Source organism: Plantactinospora sonchi (genome assembly GCF_036422035.1).
Lineage (GTDB): Bacteria > Actinomycetota > Actinomycetes > Mycobacteriales > Micromonosporaceae > Plantactinospora > Plantactinospora sonchi.
The window spans coordinates 63,850-78,529 of the sequence record NZ_JAZGQK010000042.1; the positions used below are offsets into that span (position 1 = coordinate 63,850).

Consider the following 14,680-nt stretch of genomic DNA (forward strand, 5'->3'; position numbering starts at 1 on the left):
CTCGGCTCGTGGTGTGCCGAGAGGAGGACTCGAACCTCCACTGGAACCGTCACCTGGGTGAGTCTGACAAGTCAGCCTCAGTCTGACGCGCATCTGCGCGCCCACCCCCGCTCCCAGGGGCGTCTGAAGGCTACCCGAAGAGGTAGCCGAAAATCTGGTCGCCGACCTTGCGGTCCCCGACCGTGGCGCTGTTCGCCTCTTCCCGCGCCACCTTCACCGCCTCCAGCAGCTTGTCGACCCGGCCGCGGAGCTGCTTGACCCGCTCCGCCGGGAGGGCGCCGGAGAGCTTGACGGTGGTCCAGGTGCCCACCGGTACGTCCTCGGTGTAGACCTCGACCTGCGCCGGGTGCTTCTCGGTCGCCTCGGCCTTCACGTGGTTGCGGTGCACCTTGCGCATCTTCTGGGTCTGACTCGGCGCGGAGGCGTAGCACCCTCGGTCCGGGTCGAACTCCCACTTCTCCGCGGCGTCCAGCACGGCCAGCCCGTCCACGAAGGTTCGCAGGTCGACCAGCTGCTTCTCCAGGAACAGCAGGTAGGTGACCGGGGCGTCCCGGACGAGCGGCTGCCCGTCGACCACCACGTCCGCGGTGGCCTGGGAGTTGCCGACGTCCTGCAGGAACTGCAGGTCGAACAGCCGTCCCATGGTGGTTGCCACCTCGTCGAGAACCTCCCGGACGGTGTACTGCACCCGGGTCGACTCCGGCGGCAGATGTTCGCGGATGTCGTCGGCGAACGGCTGGTACGTCCGGGAGATGCCGGACAGCGGTGGCGCCTTCTGGGTACGCCGGTGCGCCTCGGTGAGTTCGCGCTTCGCCTGTGGCTTGAAGCTCTGCACGAGTGCGTTGATTTTGTGGAGCGCGGTCTGGTCAGGCACCCTGATCCTCTCGATGTCGTCGGGCGGACGATATCCGCCGCCGTCGCCGGCGGCGACCCTGTCTGGTCGGGACGGCCGGATCCGCCCCGCCACCGGGATCGGAAGCCGTGAACCTCCGCAAGGTACCCCTGGGACGACTCGAACGTCCGACCTCCTGGTTCGTAGCCAGGCGCTCTCGTCCACTGAGCTACAGGGGCGTGCGCGGAAAGAGAGGGATTCGAACCCTCGCCGGCTGGGCCGGGCCGCCTTAGCAGGGCGGTGCCTTAGACCTCTCGGCCATCTTTCCAGCTGCGCGTGCCCGACCGCGCACGGCTTTCCGCGCGGCCGGTTCGTGCGTACCCGGGACAGGAGTCGAACCTGCAACACACCGGTTCTGAGCCGGCGGCCTCTTCCGTTGGGCTACCCGGGCCCGAGTGGAGTGACGCGGTATCGAACCGCGCACGCGTAGCTTGCAAGGCAACGCTGTGCACCTGCACCCACCCCGAAGTGCCCTCGGCGCGATTCGAACGCGCACCGTACGGTCCCTCAAACCGTTGCCTCTGCCGTTGGGCTACGAGGGCATCGCGCTCCCGGACAAGGATTCGAACCTCGGTTTCCTGAACCAGAGTCAGGCGTCCTGCCAGTTGGACGATCCGGGAAGGGCGGCCGGCGGTGACGAGGTCCGCCGGCCGCGGTCAGCGCCGGGGGAGCGTCGCCCAGCTCGGGGTCGACGGCTCGAACCGCAACACCAGACCGGCCTCGCCGGGGGTGCGGTCCGCCTTGCGCTGATTGCAGCCGCCGCACGAGGCGACGGTGTTGCTCCAGGTGTTCCGGCCGCCGCGGGAGCGGGGCAGGACGTGGTCGATGGTGCTGGCGTGGCCGCCACAGTAGGCGCAGCGTCGGTCGTCGCGGGCGAAGACACCGGCCCGGGACCAGGCCGGCCCGGCGCTGAACCGCCAGCGGGTGACGACGTACCGGACCAGGCGGAGGACCTTGGGCATCGGGTACACCCCGATCAGCCGGTCTGGTTCGGCCTCGTGGATCTCGGCGACCCGCCGGACGAGCATCCGTACGGCGTGCCGGAGACTGACCCGGTGGAGCGGGCCGAGGTCGGCGTTGATGACCAGGACGTCCACCGGATACCTCCTCTACTTGTCGTGGCGGGTGGATTTCGGAGCGGCTACCCGGATTCGAACCGGGGACCTCGACAATGGCAATGTCGCGCTCTGCCGACTGAGCTACAGCCGCGAAACGGGGGTGGAGCGGGCAACGTGCTCCGGGTGCGACTCGAACGCACACTGGGCGCGGTTTGAGCGCGCTGCCTCTGCCGTTGGGCTACCGGAACGTCGACCGGCGGCGCCGGTCGTCGAGCGGCGACGGAGAATCGAACTCCGGTCCCCTGGGTGGAAGCCAGGTGCTCTGCCATTGAGCTACAGCCGCGTTGCCGTACGTGAACCGTGCCGGATTCGAACCGGCGTTCTCCAGGTTGAGAGCCTGGCGAGATAACCACTACTCCAACGGTCCGTGCGGTCCGGGACCCGAGAATCGAACTCGTTTTCTCCTGTTCCCAAAACAGGCGGGTCAGCCGTCTCCCTCGCCCCGGAAAGCACCCGGTCGGCGCGGTGCAGCCGCACCGACCGGGCCTCAACCATCCACTGTGGACTTATCAAGTGCACCAGTCCCGCCGGCCGAGGTCGGGGGAGAGAGAGCAGGGGTGACAGGACTCGAACCTGCAACCTTCGGATTTGGAGGCCGCTGCGCTACCGGTTGCGCCACACCCCTGGGTAGCAAAACGCCGCCCGGTCCCGGTGGGAGGGCGGCGTGAACGCGGTGGAAATCGCGTTACGTCCGCCAGCAGCCCAGGCTGACACATTCACCGGCGGGCAGGTGGCCGGATCGCCCGAGTCGGGCGGCACCCGCCGGACCGTACGGCGACTGCCGTAGCGATCGGGATGAGGCCTGCCACAACATCGGATGCTCCCTGTCGGTCGGTGTCGCCTGGTCCTGGTGGTGCTGCCACATTCCGGTGGCGCCGCCCTTTCGGTGGTGCCGCCCGGGCGATCTGTTCGATCGCTTGTGAGGACCACGGTAGGCGGCACACCGCGAAGCGGGCAACATCTTTTCCGACACCGTTTCCGGTTTCGTCGACCGATCCCTTGCGCGGTCCAATTCGGCCGGTCGGGGTACGGACGGCGGCCGTGCCACCGGTCAGGCGCTGACGCGCTGGACCAGTCGCGACACGGCGGCGGCGACCACGTCCGGTGCCTGGGCCTGGGGGAAGTGGCCGACGCCCGGGGCCATGACCACCTCGGCCCGCAGTTGCCCGCCGATCCACTCGGCCTCGGCGACCGGATCCTTCCAGTCCACGTCGGCCGCCCCCATCACCACGACGGCCGCCGTCCGTACGTCGCCCAGCCGCCGCCGGGCCGGCTCGTGCGAGGTACGGGTGGTCTGCACGAACGCCCGCCAGTGGCCCGGCCGGCGCAGGTTGTCCCGGACCCGGGCCAGGTGCTCCTGGTAGCCCTCGGGCTTGGTGCCCGGCAGCCACTGCGGGTAGTAGCCGAGGAAGGCCGCCGGTCCCCAGGGGCGGACCAGCATGACCCGGAACAACAGGTTCAGCAGTGCGCTCCCGGCCGGCTGCCGGACGAACGGCCCGAGCAGCGCCAGGCCGCGTACCTTGGCGGGGTCGTCGGCCGCGGCGATCACGCCCGCGCCGGCACCCATCGAGTTGCCGACGACAAACGCCGGCTCACCCAGTTCCTCGATGAGCGCGAGAATGTCGCTGGCCAGCGCCACGTCGTCGTACGCCGGGAAGGTGGCGTCGCTGTCCCCGTGCCCGCGGATGTCCATGGTGACCACCCGGTGTCCGGCGGCGGCGAGTCGGGGGACGAGCAGCCGGTAGGACTGCCGGAGCTCGCCCATCCCGGGTACGCAGATCACCAGCGGGCCGTCGCCGTCGACGAGGTCGTAGGCGATCCGCCCGTCCGGACGCTGAAGGTATCGAAGAGCTGTCATAGCTTAAAAGCTACACCTATTAGCCAACGGCTGCCAAGTCAGCTGTCGGCCGCGATGCGGAGATCACTTCCGGGCGAACGCCTCGATCGCGTCCAGGTCCGCCGGGTGCAGGCCGCGACGAGGAAACGGCCGCACCAGCAGGGCTCGACCGGCGGCGCTCAGTTCGTCGTGCAGCGGATCACCCGGCTCGGGGACCTCGGTGTCGTCGGTCCAGATCACCCGGCGGCCCCCGGCGAGCACGGATGGACGCGTTGACGACCCCGTCCACGTCGAGGAGCCACACCGGCGGCCGGTCCGTCATCGGTCACGCCTCACGCTCGGCAACGACCCCGGCGGTGGGCCGGGGCAACCCGCCCGGTGCCGAATTCGGAGCGGCTGGGTGGCACGGCGGCACCCGGTGCGAGGGTGGCTCAGGCCGCCCGATCGTGCCGGACAGCCCAGCCCTCGTCGACGGCGAGGTCCCAGGCGTCCACCTCGGCGAGTTCGTGCATGCACGGGTACGCCAACCAGGTCACGTCGACCGCGTCCGCCGGCATCTCCACCGGCGTCGTGGTGGTGAACCGCTCCAGGACGGCGGTGCCGGGGTAGGCGACGAGACGGGCAAGCTCTCTGATCGGCCGGTCACATGTCGCGCACCTGCGGCGCTGCAGGAGTGTCATGGCCCGATCGTCGCTCGTGCCGGTTGACGGTGACACCGGAGCCAGGTGTCCACGACGTGAACAACCGTTCGGGGCAGGCGCCCCGAGCAGGGGTTCCCGCCCCGGACGGCGACGGTCGGGCCGAGACGGCCTACCAGCCGCGTGACCGCCATTCCGGGATCGACGGCCGCTCCGCGCCGAGCGTCGAGTCCTTGCCGTGGCCGGGGTAGAACCAGGTCTCGTCGGGCAGTCGGTCGAAGATCTTCTGTTCGACATCGTCGATCAACGAGCCGAACCGTACCGGGTCCCGGTCGGTGTTGCCGACCCCGCCCGGGAACAGGGAGTCCCCGGTGAACAGGTGCGTGCCGTCGGTCTCGTCACGGTAGAGCAGCGCCACCGAACCGGGCGTGTGCCCGACGATGTGGATCACCTCGAGCTCCCGTTCACCGACCCGGATCCGGTCGCCGTCGGCGAGCGACTCGGACGGGATCGGCAGCCCGTCCGCGTCGGCAGCATGTACCAGCGACCGGGCGCCGGTGGTGGCGACCACCTCCTCCAGGGCGACCCAGTGGTCCATGTGCCGGTGCGTGGTGACCACCGCCGACAGGCCGGCGTCCCCGATCAACTCCAGCAGCCGGGGCGCCTCGTTGGCGGCGTCGATCAGCACCTGGTCGCCGGTCGAGGCGCAGCGCAGCAGGTAGGCGTTGTTGTCCATCGGGCCCACCGAGAGCTTGCTGATGGTCAGGCCGGTCAGCTCCCGTACGTCGGGCGGGGCGCCGGGGGAGACGTTTCCGGTGTAGGTCGTCATGGTCGTACCTCCGAGTCAGGTCCACGGGTCCAACCGGGCAGCGAGGCGGCCCGGAGATCGTCGCCGTCGCGCTCGGCGACCACGCCCGGCGGATCCGTCGCCCGGTCCACCTCGGGCGGCGGCGCGAGCGGGGCCGACGGCACGATTTACGACCATAGCGGTCGGTCGTCGCGGAATTGACTTTCGGGCGGTCACGCCACCGCCTACCGTCAGTGCCGACGCGGGCACCCCGGGGGACCTCACCTTCTCATGACACGTTCTGACGCCTTCGCACGTGTCTGACACTTCTGACGGCAAGGGCTGACATGACTGTTGATCTCGCGTCCCTCGGCTGGGACGCGTCGATGGCGGCGGCGTACCCGCAACGCGGCGACGACCACCGACCCGGCCGGGTGCTCCGGGCGGACCGGGGCGTCTGCACGGTGCTCGCCGCCGACGGCGCGGTCCGGGCGAGCCTCGGCGGCGGTGTGCTGGTCGCGGCGGCCCGGGACGCGGTGAACCTGCCGTGTGCGGGTGACTGGGTGGTGCTGCGGGACTGGCCGGACCGGCGGGTCACCGTCGAGGCGGTGCTGCCCCGGCGGACCGCGGTGGTGCGCCGGACGGTGGACAAGGATTCCAGCGGTCAGGTCCTGGCGGCCAACGTCGACGCGGCAGCGGTGATCGAGCCGCTGCATCCGGAGCCGGACGTGGCCCGGATCGAGCGGCTGCTGGCGCTGGCGTGGGAGTCGGGTGCGCAGCCGCTGGTGGTGCTCACCAAGTGTGATCTGGTCGCCGACCCGGAGGCGGTCGCCGCGCAACTGCGCCAGGCCGCGCCGGGGGTGGAGGTGCTGCCGGTCAGCGCCCACCGGGGCACCGGGCTGGCAGCGCTCCGGCGGTGGGTCGCGGCCGGCCGTACGCTCGCCCTGCTCGGCCCCTCCGGTGCGGGCAAGTCGACGCTGGTCAACGCGGTGGCCGGAGCGACGGTGATGACCACCCAGGGGGTACGCGGGGTGGACGGCAAGGGCCGGCACACCACGACCCACCGGGAGTTGATCCTGATTCCGGGCGGAGGTGCCGTGCTGGACACCCCTGGTGTGCGGGCGGTCGGCCTGCTCGACGCGGCGGCCGGTCTCGACCAGGCGTTCGCGGACGTCGCGGAGCTGGTCGCGGCGTGCCGATTCGCCGACTGCGGGCACCGGGGCGAGCCGGGGTGTGCGGTGCGGGACGCGCTCGACTCCGGCGAGCTGGCGCCGCGCCGGTGGGCGAACTGGCAGAAACTCCAGCGCGAGGTAGCGTACGAGACACGTCGCCGGGACGTCCGGCTGGCCGCCGAGGAGCGTCACCGGTGGCGGCGGATCCACAAGGAGCAGCGGGGCGCCCGCTGGGGTACAGCTGGCCGTTGAGCTGCGGGAATGGTCGGGTGCGGGAAACTGTCATACCCCGGGGCTAGAGTTGCCGAGGCGCTCTTCTGCGCTGAAACTTGTGCCTACGGGTGCTGCTGAGAGGTGGCCCACGGGCGCCGCCGGGAGGCGGCGCCTGAGATGCTCCCGAGCGGTGGTTCCCATGGGTGCCGCCGGAGGGTGGCACCTACGGGCGCGGCTGTAGGACGACGCGCTTCCGCGCGCCGAAGACCCGGACTAGTGCCGAAAACCCGGACAAAACGTATGGAGTGCGCGGACAGTGGCCGACCGACTGATCATCCGTGGCGCGCGGGAACACAACCTGCGCGACGTCAACCTCGACCTGCCGCGCGACGCCATGATCGTATTCACCGGGCTCTCCGGCTCGGGCAAATCCAGCCTCGCCTTCGACACGATCTTCGCCGAGGGCCAGCGGAGGTACGTCGAGTCGCTCTCGTCGTACGCCCGGCAGTTCCTCGGCCAGATGGACAAGCCGGACGTCGACTTCATCGAGGGCCTCAGCCCCGCCGTCTCGATCGACCAGAAGTCGACCTCCCGCAACCCCCGTTCCACGGTCGGCACGATCACCGAGGTCTACGACTACCTGCGGCTGCTCTACGCCCGGGTCGGTGAACCGCACTGCCCGATCTGCGGCGAGCGGATCAGCAAGCAGAGCCCGCAGCAGATCGTCGACCGGGTCCTGGCGATGGAGGAGGGCACCCGGTTCATGGTGCTCGCCCCGGTCGTGCGCGGCCGCAAGGGCGAGTACGTCGACCTCTTCGCCGAACTGCAGGCCAAGGGGTACGCCCGGGCCCGGGTCGACGGGACGGTCTACCCGCTGACCGAGCCGCCGAAGCTGAAGAAGCAGGAGAAGCACACCATCGAGGTGGTGGTGGACCGGCTCACCGTGAAGGCGAGCGCCAAGCAGCGGCTCACCGACTCGGTCGAGTCCGCCCTCGGCCTCTCCGGAGGGCTGGTCCTGCTCGACTTCGTCGACCTGCCCGAGGACGACCCGAGCCGGGAACGGCGCTACTCCGAACACCTGGCCTGCCCCAACGACCACCCGCTGGCGATCGAGGACCTCGAACCCCGGGTCTTCTCCTTCAACGCCCCGTACGGCGCCTGCCCGGAATGTACGGGTCTGGGCACCAAGAAGGAGGTCGACGCCGAGCTGATCATCCCGGATCCGGAGCGGACCCTGCGCGAGGGCGCGGTCCAGCCGTGGTCGGGTGGGCAGACGGCGGAGTACTTCCTGCGCCTGCTGGAAGCGTTGGGTGACGCCGAGCACTTCAACCTCGACACCCCGTGGCGGGCACTGCCGTCCCGGGCGCAGAAGACCATCCTGCACGGCTCCAGCGACCAGGTGCACGTGCGCTACCGCAACAAGTACGGTCGCGAACGCTCGTACTACACCGGGTTCGAGGGTGTGGTGCAGTGGATCGAACGGCGGCACAACGACACCGAGTCCGAGTGGTCCCGGGACAAGTACGAGGGCTACATGCGGGACGTGCCGTGCCCGGTCTGCCGGGGCTCCCGGCTCAAGCCCGAGGTGCTGGCGGTCACCCTCGGCGGGCGCAACATCGCCGAGATCTGCGCGCTGTCGGTCGGCGAGTGCGCGGAACTGCTCGGCGCGCTCACCCTGACCGACCGGCAGAAGATGATCGCCGAGCGGGTGCTCAAGGAGATCAACGCCCGGCTGCGGTTCCTGGTCGACGTCGGTCTGGACTACCTGTCGCTGGACCGGCCGGCCGGCACCCTCTCCGGCGGGGAAGCGCAGCGGATCCGGCTCGCCACCCAGATCGGCTCCGGTCTGGTCGGCGTCCTCTACGTGCTCGACGAGCCGTCGATCGGCCTGCACCAGCGGGACAACCACCGGCTGATCGAGACCCTGGTCCGGCTCAGGAGCCTGGGCAACACCCTGATCGTGGTCGAGCACGACGAGGACACCATCCGGACCGCGGACTGGATCGTCGACATCGGGCCGGGCGCCGGCGAGCACGGCGGCAAGATCGTGCACAGCGGCTCGGTGCCGGACCTGCTGACGAACGAGGAGTCGGTCACCGGGGCGTACCTGTCGGGCCGGCGGTCGATCCCCACCCCGGAGGGACGCCGGCCGCAGACGCCGGGCCGGGAACTGGTGGTGCACGGGGCGCGCGAACACAACCTGCGCAACCTGACCGTGCCGTTCCCGCTCGGGCAGTTCATCGCGGTCACCGGGGTCAGCGGCTCGGGCAAGTCGACCCTGGTCAACGACATCCTGTACGCGGTACTGGCCAACCAGATCAACGGCGCCCGGCTGGTACCGGGCCGGCACACCCGGATCACCGGGCTGGAGCACGTCGACAAGGTGGTCGGGGTAGACCAGTCGCCGATCGGACGTACCCCACGGTCCAACCCGGCGACGTACACCGGGGTCTGGGACCACATCCGCAAGCTCTTCGCCGAGACCACCGAGGCGAAGGTCCGGGGGTACGGACCCGGCCGGTTCTCGTTCAACGTCAAGGGTGGCCGCTGCGAGGCGTGCAGCGGTGACGGCACGATCAAGATCGAGATGAACTTCCTGCCCGACGTCTACGTGCCGTGTGAGGTCTGCAAGGGTGCCCGGTACAACCGGGAGACCCTGGAGGTGCACTACAAGGGCCGGACCGTTTCGGACATCCTGGAGATGCCGATCGAGGAGGCGGCGGAGTTCTTCTCCGCGATCCCGGCCATCCACCGGCACCTCAAGACCCTGGTCGACGTCGGCCTCGGCTACGTCCGGCTCGGCCAGTCGGCGCCGACCCTCTCCGGTGGCGAGGCACAGCGGGTCAAGCTCGCCTCCGAACTGCAGAAGCGCTCGACCGGGCGGACCGTGTACGTGCTCGACGAGCCGACCACCGGGCTGCACTTCGAGGACATCCGCAAGCTGCTCGGGGTGCTGGAGAGCCTGGTCGACAAGGGCAACACGGTGATCGTCATCGAGCACAACCTCGACGTGATCAAGACCGCCGACTGGCTGATCGACATGGGCCCGGAGGGCGGCCACCGGGGCGGTACGGTGCTGGCGACCGGCACGCCCGAGGAACTGGCCGAGGTGGCGGAGAGCCACACCGGGGAGTTCCTCCGTCCGGTGCTGGGCCTGACCGGGCCGGCGGCGGGAGCCGCCGCGGCCACCGCACGGGCGGCGAAGGCCAACGGCGAGAAGGGCAACGGGGCGAAGGTCGACGGTGGCGCCGCGGCGAAGACGGCCGGGGGCGGTACGGCGAAGAGCGCAGTCACGGCGAAGACCAATGGCACGGCGAAGACCGCCGGCGGAGCGGCCGCGGCGAAAACGTCGGGCCGGACGGCCGCCTCGGGGCAGGCGAAGAGCCCGGCCCGGGGACGGCGCGTCGCATCGTCCTGATCGTGGGACGGTTGAACCGGTTGCCGGATATTTCCGTGTCTTCGGGCATGGCCGCGGGCGACCAGGAGCGCGGCGTCGATCAAGGAAGGCTAGGCATGAGTGACGAGCAGACCGTAACCGGGCCGGGCACGCAGACCCGACGGGCGCTGCTGGCCGGCGCGGGCGCGGTGGGCGCCTCCGTGGTGCTGGCCGCGTGCGGCACGGGTGACGACGATGCCCTGGACGGAACGACCGGCGGTGACAACCCGGGTACGCCCAGCGGCGGCGCCTCGACCAGCGCCCCGGCCGACGGCGGCGCGGCGCTGGCCAAGAAGGCCGACATTCCGGTCGGCGGCGGCAAGATCATCAATGAAGAGCAGATCGTGGTGACCCAGCCGACAGAGGGCGAGTTCAAGGCGTTCAGCTCCATCTGCACCCACCAGCGCTGCCCGGTGACCAGCGTGGAGGGCGGCACGATCAACTGCAGCTGCCACAACAGCAAGTTCTCCATCGCCGACGGCTCGGTCAAGGGTGGCCCGGCGACCAAGAAGCTGCCCGAGAAGAACATCACGGTCAACGGGGACAACATCGTCCTGGCGTGAGCCCTCGGTCGGCGTACCGACGCGGCCGGATCCGCACCGCCGCGTCGGCGCCGGCCGCTACCGTTGATCACAGATTAGGGTTGTCGACGTGCCTGACCCCGCTACCTACCGCCCGGCACCGGGCACAATCCCGGACGCCCCCGGCGTCTACCGCTTCCGGGATCCGACCGGCCGGGTGATCTACGTCGGCAAGGCGAAGAGTCTGCGGAGCCGGCTCAACTCGTACTTCGCCGACCTCTGGTCGCTGCACGACCGTACCCGGCAGATGGTCACCACGGCCGCCTCGGTCGACTGGATCATCGTGGGCACCGAGGTCGAGGCGCTCCAACAGGAGTACACCTGGATCAAGCAGTACGACCCGCGGTTCAACGTGCGCTACCGCGACGACAAGTCGTACCCGTACCTGGCGGTCACCCTCGACGAGGAGTTCCCGAGACTGCAGGTGATGCGGGGAGCCAAGCGCAAAGGCGTACGTTACTTCGGGCCATACTCGCACGCCTGGGCGATCCGGGAAACCCTGGACCTGTTGCTGCGGGTCTTTCCGGCCCGGACCTGCTCCTCCGGGGTCTTCAAACGGCAGGCCCAGATCGGCCGGCCCTGCCTGCTCGGCGACATCGGCAAATGCTCGGCCCCGTGTGTCGGCCGGGCCTCCGCCGAGGAACACCGGGGGATCGTCAACGAGTTCTGTGACTTCATGGCCGGCCGCACCGACCGGCTGGTCCGCCGACTCGAACGGGAGATGGGCGAGGCCAGCGAGCAGCTGGAGTTCGAACGGGCGGCCCGACTGCGCGACGACCTCGCGGCGCTGCGCCGGGCAATGGAGAAGCAGACGGTCGTCCTCGGCGACGGCACCGACGCGGACGTGGTGGCCTTCGCCGAGGACCCGTTGGAGGCCGCCGTCCAGGTCTTCCACGTCCGCGACGGTCGGGTACGCGGCCAGCGTGGCTGGGTCGTGGAGAAGGTCGAGGAACTGAGTACCGGCGACCTGGTCCACCACTTCTGCACCCAGGTGTACGGCGGCGAGGAAGGGGAGAGCGACGTACCCCGGGAGTTGCTGGTGCCGGCGTTGCCGGGCGACGCCGACGCGTTGGCCGACTGGCTGTCGACGCGCCGGGGCGGCCGGGTGACGCTGCGGGTGCCACAGCGCGGTGACAAGAAGGCACTGCTGGAAACGGTGGCACGCAACGCCGCCGGGGCACTGACCCAGCACAAGCTACGCCGGGCCGGCGACCTGACCACCCGTAGCGAGGCACTCGACGAACTCACCGAGGCGCTCGGTCTGCGGACGGCACCACTACGCATCGAGTGCTACGACGTCTCCCAGATCCAGGGCACGGACGTGGTGGCGAGCATGGTGGTCTTCGAGGACGGCCTGGCCCGCAAGAGCGAGTACCGGCGGTTCGCCGTCCGTGGCGCCACCGACGACCTGTCGGCGCTCTCCGAGGTACTGCGTCGACGGTTCAGCCGCTACCTCCAGGCCCGGGGCGAAACCGGGGAGATCGGTGACGAGATGGCCTCCGATCCGGACCGTCCCGGGATTGACCCGACCACCGGCCGGCCGCGCAAGTTCGCCTACCCACCCCAGTTGGTGGTGGTCGACGGAGGTCAACCCCAGGTCGCCGCGGCGGCTGCGGTCCTGGCGGAACTCGGGATCGACGACATCGCGCTCTGCGGACTGGCCAAACGCCTGGAGGAGGTGTGGCTGCCCGGCGACGAGTTCCCGGTGATCCTGCCCCGGTCCTCCGAAGGGCTCTATCTGCTGCAACGGGTACGCGACGAGGCACACCGGTTCGCCATCACCTACCACCGGCAGCAGCGCTCCAAGCGGATGACCACCTCCGGGCTGGACGATGTCCCCGGGCTCGGCGAGGTACGGCGCAAGGCGCTCCTGCGACACTTCGGCTCGGTGAAGCGGTTGTCGGCGGCCACGGTCGAGGAGATCGCCGAGGTGCCCGGCATCGGTCGACGTACCGCCGAGGCGATCGTGGCGGCGCTGCATCCGCGCGGGGAGTGACCGGGCGCCGGACGCGGTGACGTTCAGGCCGGAGGCTCGGGCGGATCCGGTGGCACCACGTACTGGTGGCCGAGCCGGCTGTGCCACACGAAAACCCCGGGCTGAAGCTGTCGCAGGCGCCAGCCGCCCTCGTCCTTCAGCCGATGGTCGTGGCGGCACAGCACCGCGAGATTGTCCGGCGTGCTGGGCCCGCCGTCGACGTACCGCCGGACGTGGTCGAGATCGGCGTGGCTGGCCGGGATCCGGCAACCGGGCGCCCGGCAGGTCTGGTCGCGGGACCTGACGAACGCGGCGTCCCGAATCTTCGGGCGCCGTCGGACCGGACCGTTGTGGATCAGGCGACCTCGGTCGTAGACGCTGATCCGCCAGGCGGAACGGCGGCTGCGGGAGGCGATCTCCCGGGCGGTCTCGGCCACCACCGGACCCCAGCCGGACAACTCGCCGGGCAGGTCGGTCAGCCCCATCAGGGTGGTCAGCGGAACCCGTAGGTCCACCCCGCCGGCGCGCGGCCCGGTGCCGCCCTCGTCGCTCGTGACGCCCTCCAACAGGTCCAGGAAGGTGTCCGCGCGGAGCTGGTCCATGCTCCGGGCGTCACCGGCTCGTTTCGCCGCCCGGGCCAACGCGTCGATCCGGGCGGCGGCCATGGCCGCACGTTCGACGGGCAACTGGTGCCCGGCCAGGGTTGCGGTGCCTTCGGAATCCGTCTCCGACACCAGACGCCGGTACCGGAGCGAACGCGCCTGCCGGCGTCGTGCAGCCTCCGGGTCGCTCGCGATGACAAGCGTACGGAGCCTGGCGGCGAGCTGTCGCGTGGTCAACCCGCCAGCGGCGTCGAGGACCTGGTCGACGACGCCTCGGGCGGCTTCTGGAGCCAACGCGACGGTCTCCTCGCTCAACACCCGGGCCCGGGGCAGGTCGATCTCTCCGGCCGCCAGTGCGGCGTACACCCGGGGAAGCCGTCGGAGAAGGTCGGCGGCGAGGTGCAGAGTGTTTTCCGCCGTGCGCCGGGTCAGACACAGCGCCATCCGGATCTCGTCGGCGGCGAACTCGTCGAGCTGCTCTCTCCTGGTCGCCGGGGAATCCGCGTCGCCAGGTGGGCAGTGCGCGACCTCGACCAGGTCGGCAAGCAACTGTGCCTGCTCGTACGCCACCTGGCGGGCGCGGGCCTGCAGCACCGTCACCGCGTCGTGGCCGTTCAGCCTCGCTCTGTCGATGGTGGCGAGGACCAGCCCCAGCTCAGGACCGGGCGGCAACTCCGCCAGATCCTCCGGAACCATCACTCGTTCGATCACATGTTCGAGACTAGGTCGACCCACCGACAAGAATTTCGACCGCGCACTTCCGCCTCACAGCGCGATCGGCCGGTACGCGAACATCCGGTCAACGACGTCCTTCGGGTCGGGTTCCGGGCTGAGGCCGTACCGACCCGGAAAGAAGATCAGGTCTGCGCTGTGGCCGTTGGGCAGGGGGATCTGGCTGTCGAGCAGGTTCAGCCAGGTGTCGATCTCCTCGTCGGTCCCGTCCATCGCCATGATCCGAGCGACCAGTGCGGCCATCTCCGTACGGTCGAGGCGACGCCCGCGGTGACCGTTCCAGATGTCGTCCATGTGCCCTCCAGGGTGACGGTCACTCGACGCCAGGGATGGTAGTTTCCGCCGGAGTATCCCGGAAGTCCGGATCCGAGGGTTTGAGTGTCCGGGGCGAGCACGACCCTGTCGACTTCCGGAGCCGCTGTCCGGTTCGGGTTCATGATCAACGGGCTGTGGTGGAATGTTGGCGGGGCTGGGGTCGTTACATTACGCGTACGGCTGAGTAGCACGGCTTGTGAGCTGGGCTGATGGGTTCGGGTCTGGGAATGATCCGGGGCCTGCGGTCGTTACATCTCGTGTTCGCTTGAGCACCGACCCCCTAGGGTGCCGGCGGGCTTCTGGTCCCCGGAAGAGTCTTCTTCTTCTGGTGTGGGCCGTTGTTCTTCTCTCTGACACCTCGCGCACGTGTCCCCTCGCGTGT

General features: G+C 70.0%; 12 protein-coding genes, 11 tRNA genes and 1 pseudogene. 4 read left to right on the top strand and 20 right to left on the bottom strand.

Annotation, left to right across the window (positions count from 1 at the left end):
* Nucleotides 1–130: 130 nt before the first annotated feature.
* The 18 genes from V1633_RS35315 to V1633_RS35400 all read right to left on the bottom strand — a co-directional run bounded on the left by V1633_RS35315 (nucleotide 131) and on the right by V1633_RS35400 (nucleotide 5,457).
* Nucleotides 131–874, bottom strand: coding sequence for a DUF7873 family protein (locus V1633_RS35315; RefSeq protein ID WP_331218564.1), 744 nt, complete (start codon nucleotides 872–874; stop codon nucleotides 131–133).
* A gap of 123 nt (nucleotides 875–997) precedes the next feature.
* Nucleotides 998–1,071: transfer RNA gene (locus V1633_RS35320), tRNA-Arg, on the bottom strand.
* Between the two features lie 5 nt (nucleotides 1,072–1,076).
* Nucleotides 1,077–1,160, bottom strand: a tRNA-Ser gene (locus tag V1633_RS35325).
* Nucleotides 1,161–1,210: 50 nt separating this feature from the next.
* Nucleotides 1,211–1,283 (bottom strand) — tRNA-Leu (locus V1633_RS35330).
* Between the two features lie 78 nt (nucleotides 1,284–1,361).
* Nucleotides 1,362–1,434, bottom strand: a tRNA-Leu gene (locus V1633_RS35335).
* A gap of 6 nt (nucleotides 1,435–1,440) precedes the next feature.
* A tRNA-Gln gene (locus V1633_RS35340) sits at nucleotides 1,441–1,512 on the bottom strand.
* 36 nt (nucleotides 1,513–1,548) lie between these two features.
* Nucleotides 1,549–1,989: an HNH endonuclease gene (locus V1633_RS35345; RefSeq protein WP_331218565.1), complete on the bottom strand. Its 441-nt coding sequence runs from the start codon at nucleotides 1,987–1,989 to the stop codon at nucleotides 1,549–1,551.
* 39 nt (nucleotides 1,990–2,028) lie between these two features.
* A tRNA-Gly gene (locus tag V1633_RS35350) sits at nucleotides 2,029–2,101 on the bottom strand.
* A 24-nt stretch (nucleotides 2,102–2,125) separates the two neighbouring features.
* Nucleotides 2,126–2,198, bottom strand: a tRNA-Leu gene (locus V1633_RS35355).
* A gap of 24 nt (nucleotides 2,199–2,222) precedes the next feature.
* Nucleotides 2,223–2,293: transfer RNA gene (locus V1633_RS35360), tRNA-Gly, on the bottom strand.
* A gap of 11 nt (nucleotides 2,294–2,304) precedes the next feature.
* A tRNA-Glu gene (locus V1633_RS35365) sits at nucleotides 2,305–2,377 on the bottom strand.
* Between the two features lie 6 nt (nucleotides 2,378–2,383).
* Nucleotides 2,384–2,456 (bottom strand) — tRNA-Pro (locus V1633_RS35370).
* Between the two features lie 106 nt (nucleotides 2,457–2,562).
* Nucleotides 2,563–2,635, bottom strand: a tRNA-Trp gene (locus V1633_RS35375).
* 426 nt (nucleotides 2,636–3,061) lie between these two features.
* Nucleotides 3,062–3,868, bottom strand: a complete 807-nt coding sequence (locus V1633_RS35380; RefSeq protein WP_331218567.1) for an alpha/beta fold hydrolase — start codon at nucleotides 3,866–3,868, stop codon at nucleotides 3,062–3,064.
* A gap of 63 nt (nucleotides 3,869–3,931) precedes the next feature.
* Nucleotides 3,932–4,087, bottom strand: coding sequence for a hypothetical protein (locus tag V1633_RS35385; RefSeq protein ID WP_331218568.1), 156 nt, complete (start codon nucleotides 4,085–4,087; stop codon nucleotides 3,932–3,934).
* A 191-nt stretch (nucleotides 4,088–4,278) separates the two neighbouring features.
* Complete coding sequence (locus V1633_RS35390) at nucleotides 4,279–4,527, bottom strand: hypothetical protein (protein WP_331218569.1); 249 nt, start codon at nucleotides 4,525–4,527, stop codon at nucleotides 4,279–4,281.
* A gap of 130 nt (nucleotides 4,528–4,657) precedes the next feature.
* Nucleotides 4,658–5,314, bottom strand: a complete 657-nt coding sequence (locus V1633_RS35395; protein WP_331218570.1) for an MBL fold metallo-hydrolase — start codon at nucleotides 5,312–5,314, stop codon at nucleotides 4,658–4,660.
* Nucleotides 5,311–5,457, bottom strand: coding sequence for a hypothetical protein (locus tag V1633_RS35400; RefSeq protein ID WP_331218571.1), 147 nt, complete (start codon nucleotides 5,455–5,457; stop codon nucleotides 5,311–5,313). The genes V1633_RS35395 and V1633_RS35400 overlap by 4 nt, the downstream gene beginning before the upstream one ends.
* Nucleotides 5,458–5,619: 162 nt before the next feature.
* On the opposite strand from V1633_RS35400, the gene rsgA reads away from it, so the two are divergent.
* From rsgA to uvrC, 4 genes and pseudogenes are all read left to right on the top strand, one after another.
* Entirely contained in the window at nucleotides 5,620–6,696 is a 1,077-nt protein-coding gene (gene rsgA / locus V1633_RS35405; protein WP_331218572.1) for a ribosome small subunit-dependent GTPase A, read from the top strand.
* Between the two features lie 277 nt (nucleotides 6,697–6,973).
* Nucleotides 6,974–9,892 (top strand): annotated as a pseudogene (gene uvrA / locus V1633_RS35410) (excinuclease ABC subunit UvrA); the annotation flags it as partial.
* Nucleotides 9,893–10,170: 278 nt separating this feature from the next.
* A complete protein-coding gene (locus tag V1633_RS35415) occupies nucleotides 10,171–10,656 on the top strand; it encodes a Rieske (2Fe-2S) protein (protein WP_331218573.1) in 486 nt (161 codons plus the stop codon).
* Between the two features lie 88 nt (nucleotides 10,657–10,744).
* The gene (gene uvrC, locus V1633_RS35420; protein ID WP_331218574.1) at nucleotides 10,745–12,670 is read left to right on the top strand and encodes an excinuclease ABC subunit UvrC; all 1,926 of its coding nucleotides are present in this window, start codon (nucleotides 10,745–10,747) and stop codon (nucleotides 12,668–12,670) included.
* Between the two features lie 23 nt (nucleotides 12,671–12,693).
* On the opposite strand, the gene V1633_RS35425 is transcribed toward uvrC, so the two are convergent.
* The gene (locus tag V1633_RS35425; RefSeq protein WP_331218575.1) at nucleotides 12,694–13,962 is read right to left on the bottom strand and encodes an HNH endonuclease signature motif containing protein; all 1,269 of its coding nucleotides are present in this window, start codon (nucleotides 13,960–13,962) and stop codon (nucleotides 12,694–12,696) included.
* Nucleotides 13,963–14,016: 54 nt separating this feature from the next.
* The gene (locus V1633_RS35430) at nucleotides 14,017–14,277 is read right to left on the bottom strand and encodes a hypothetical protein (RefSeq protein ID WP_331218576.1); all 261 of its coding nucleotides are present in this window, start codon (nucleotides 14,275–14,277) and stop codon (nucleotides 14,017–14,019) included.
* Nucleotides 14,278–14,680 lie beyond the last annotated feature (403 nt).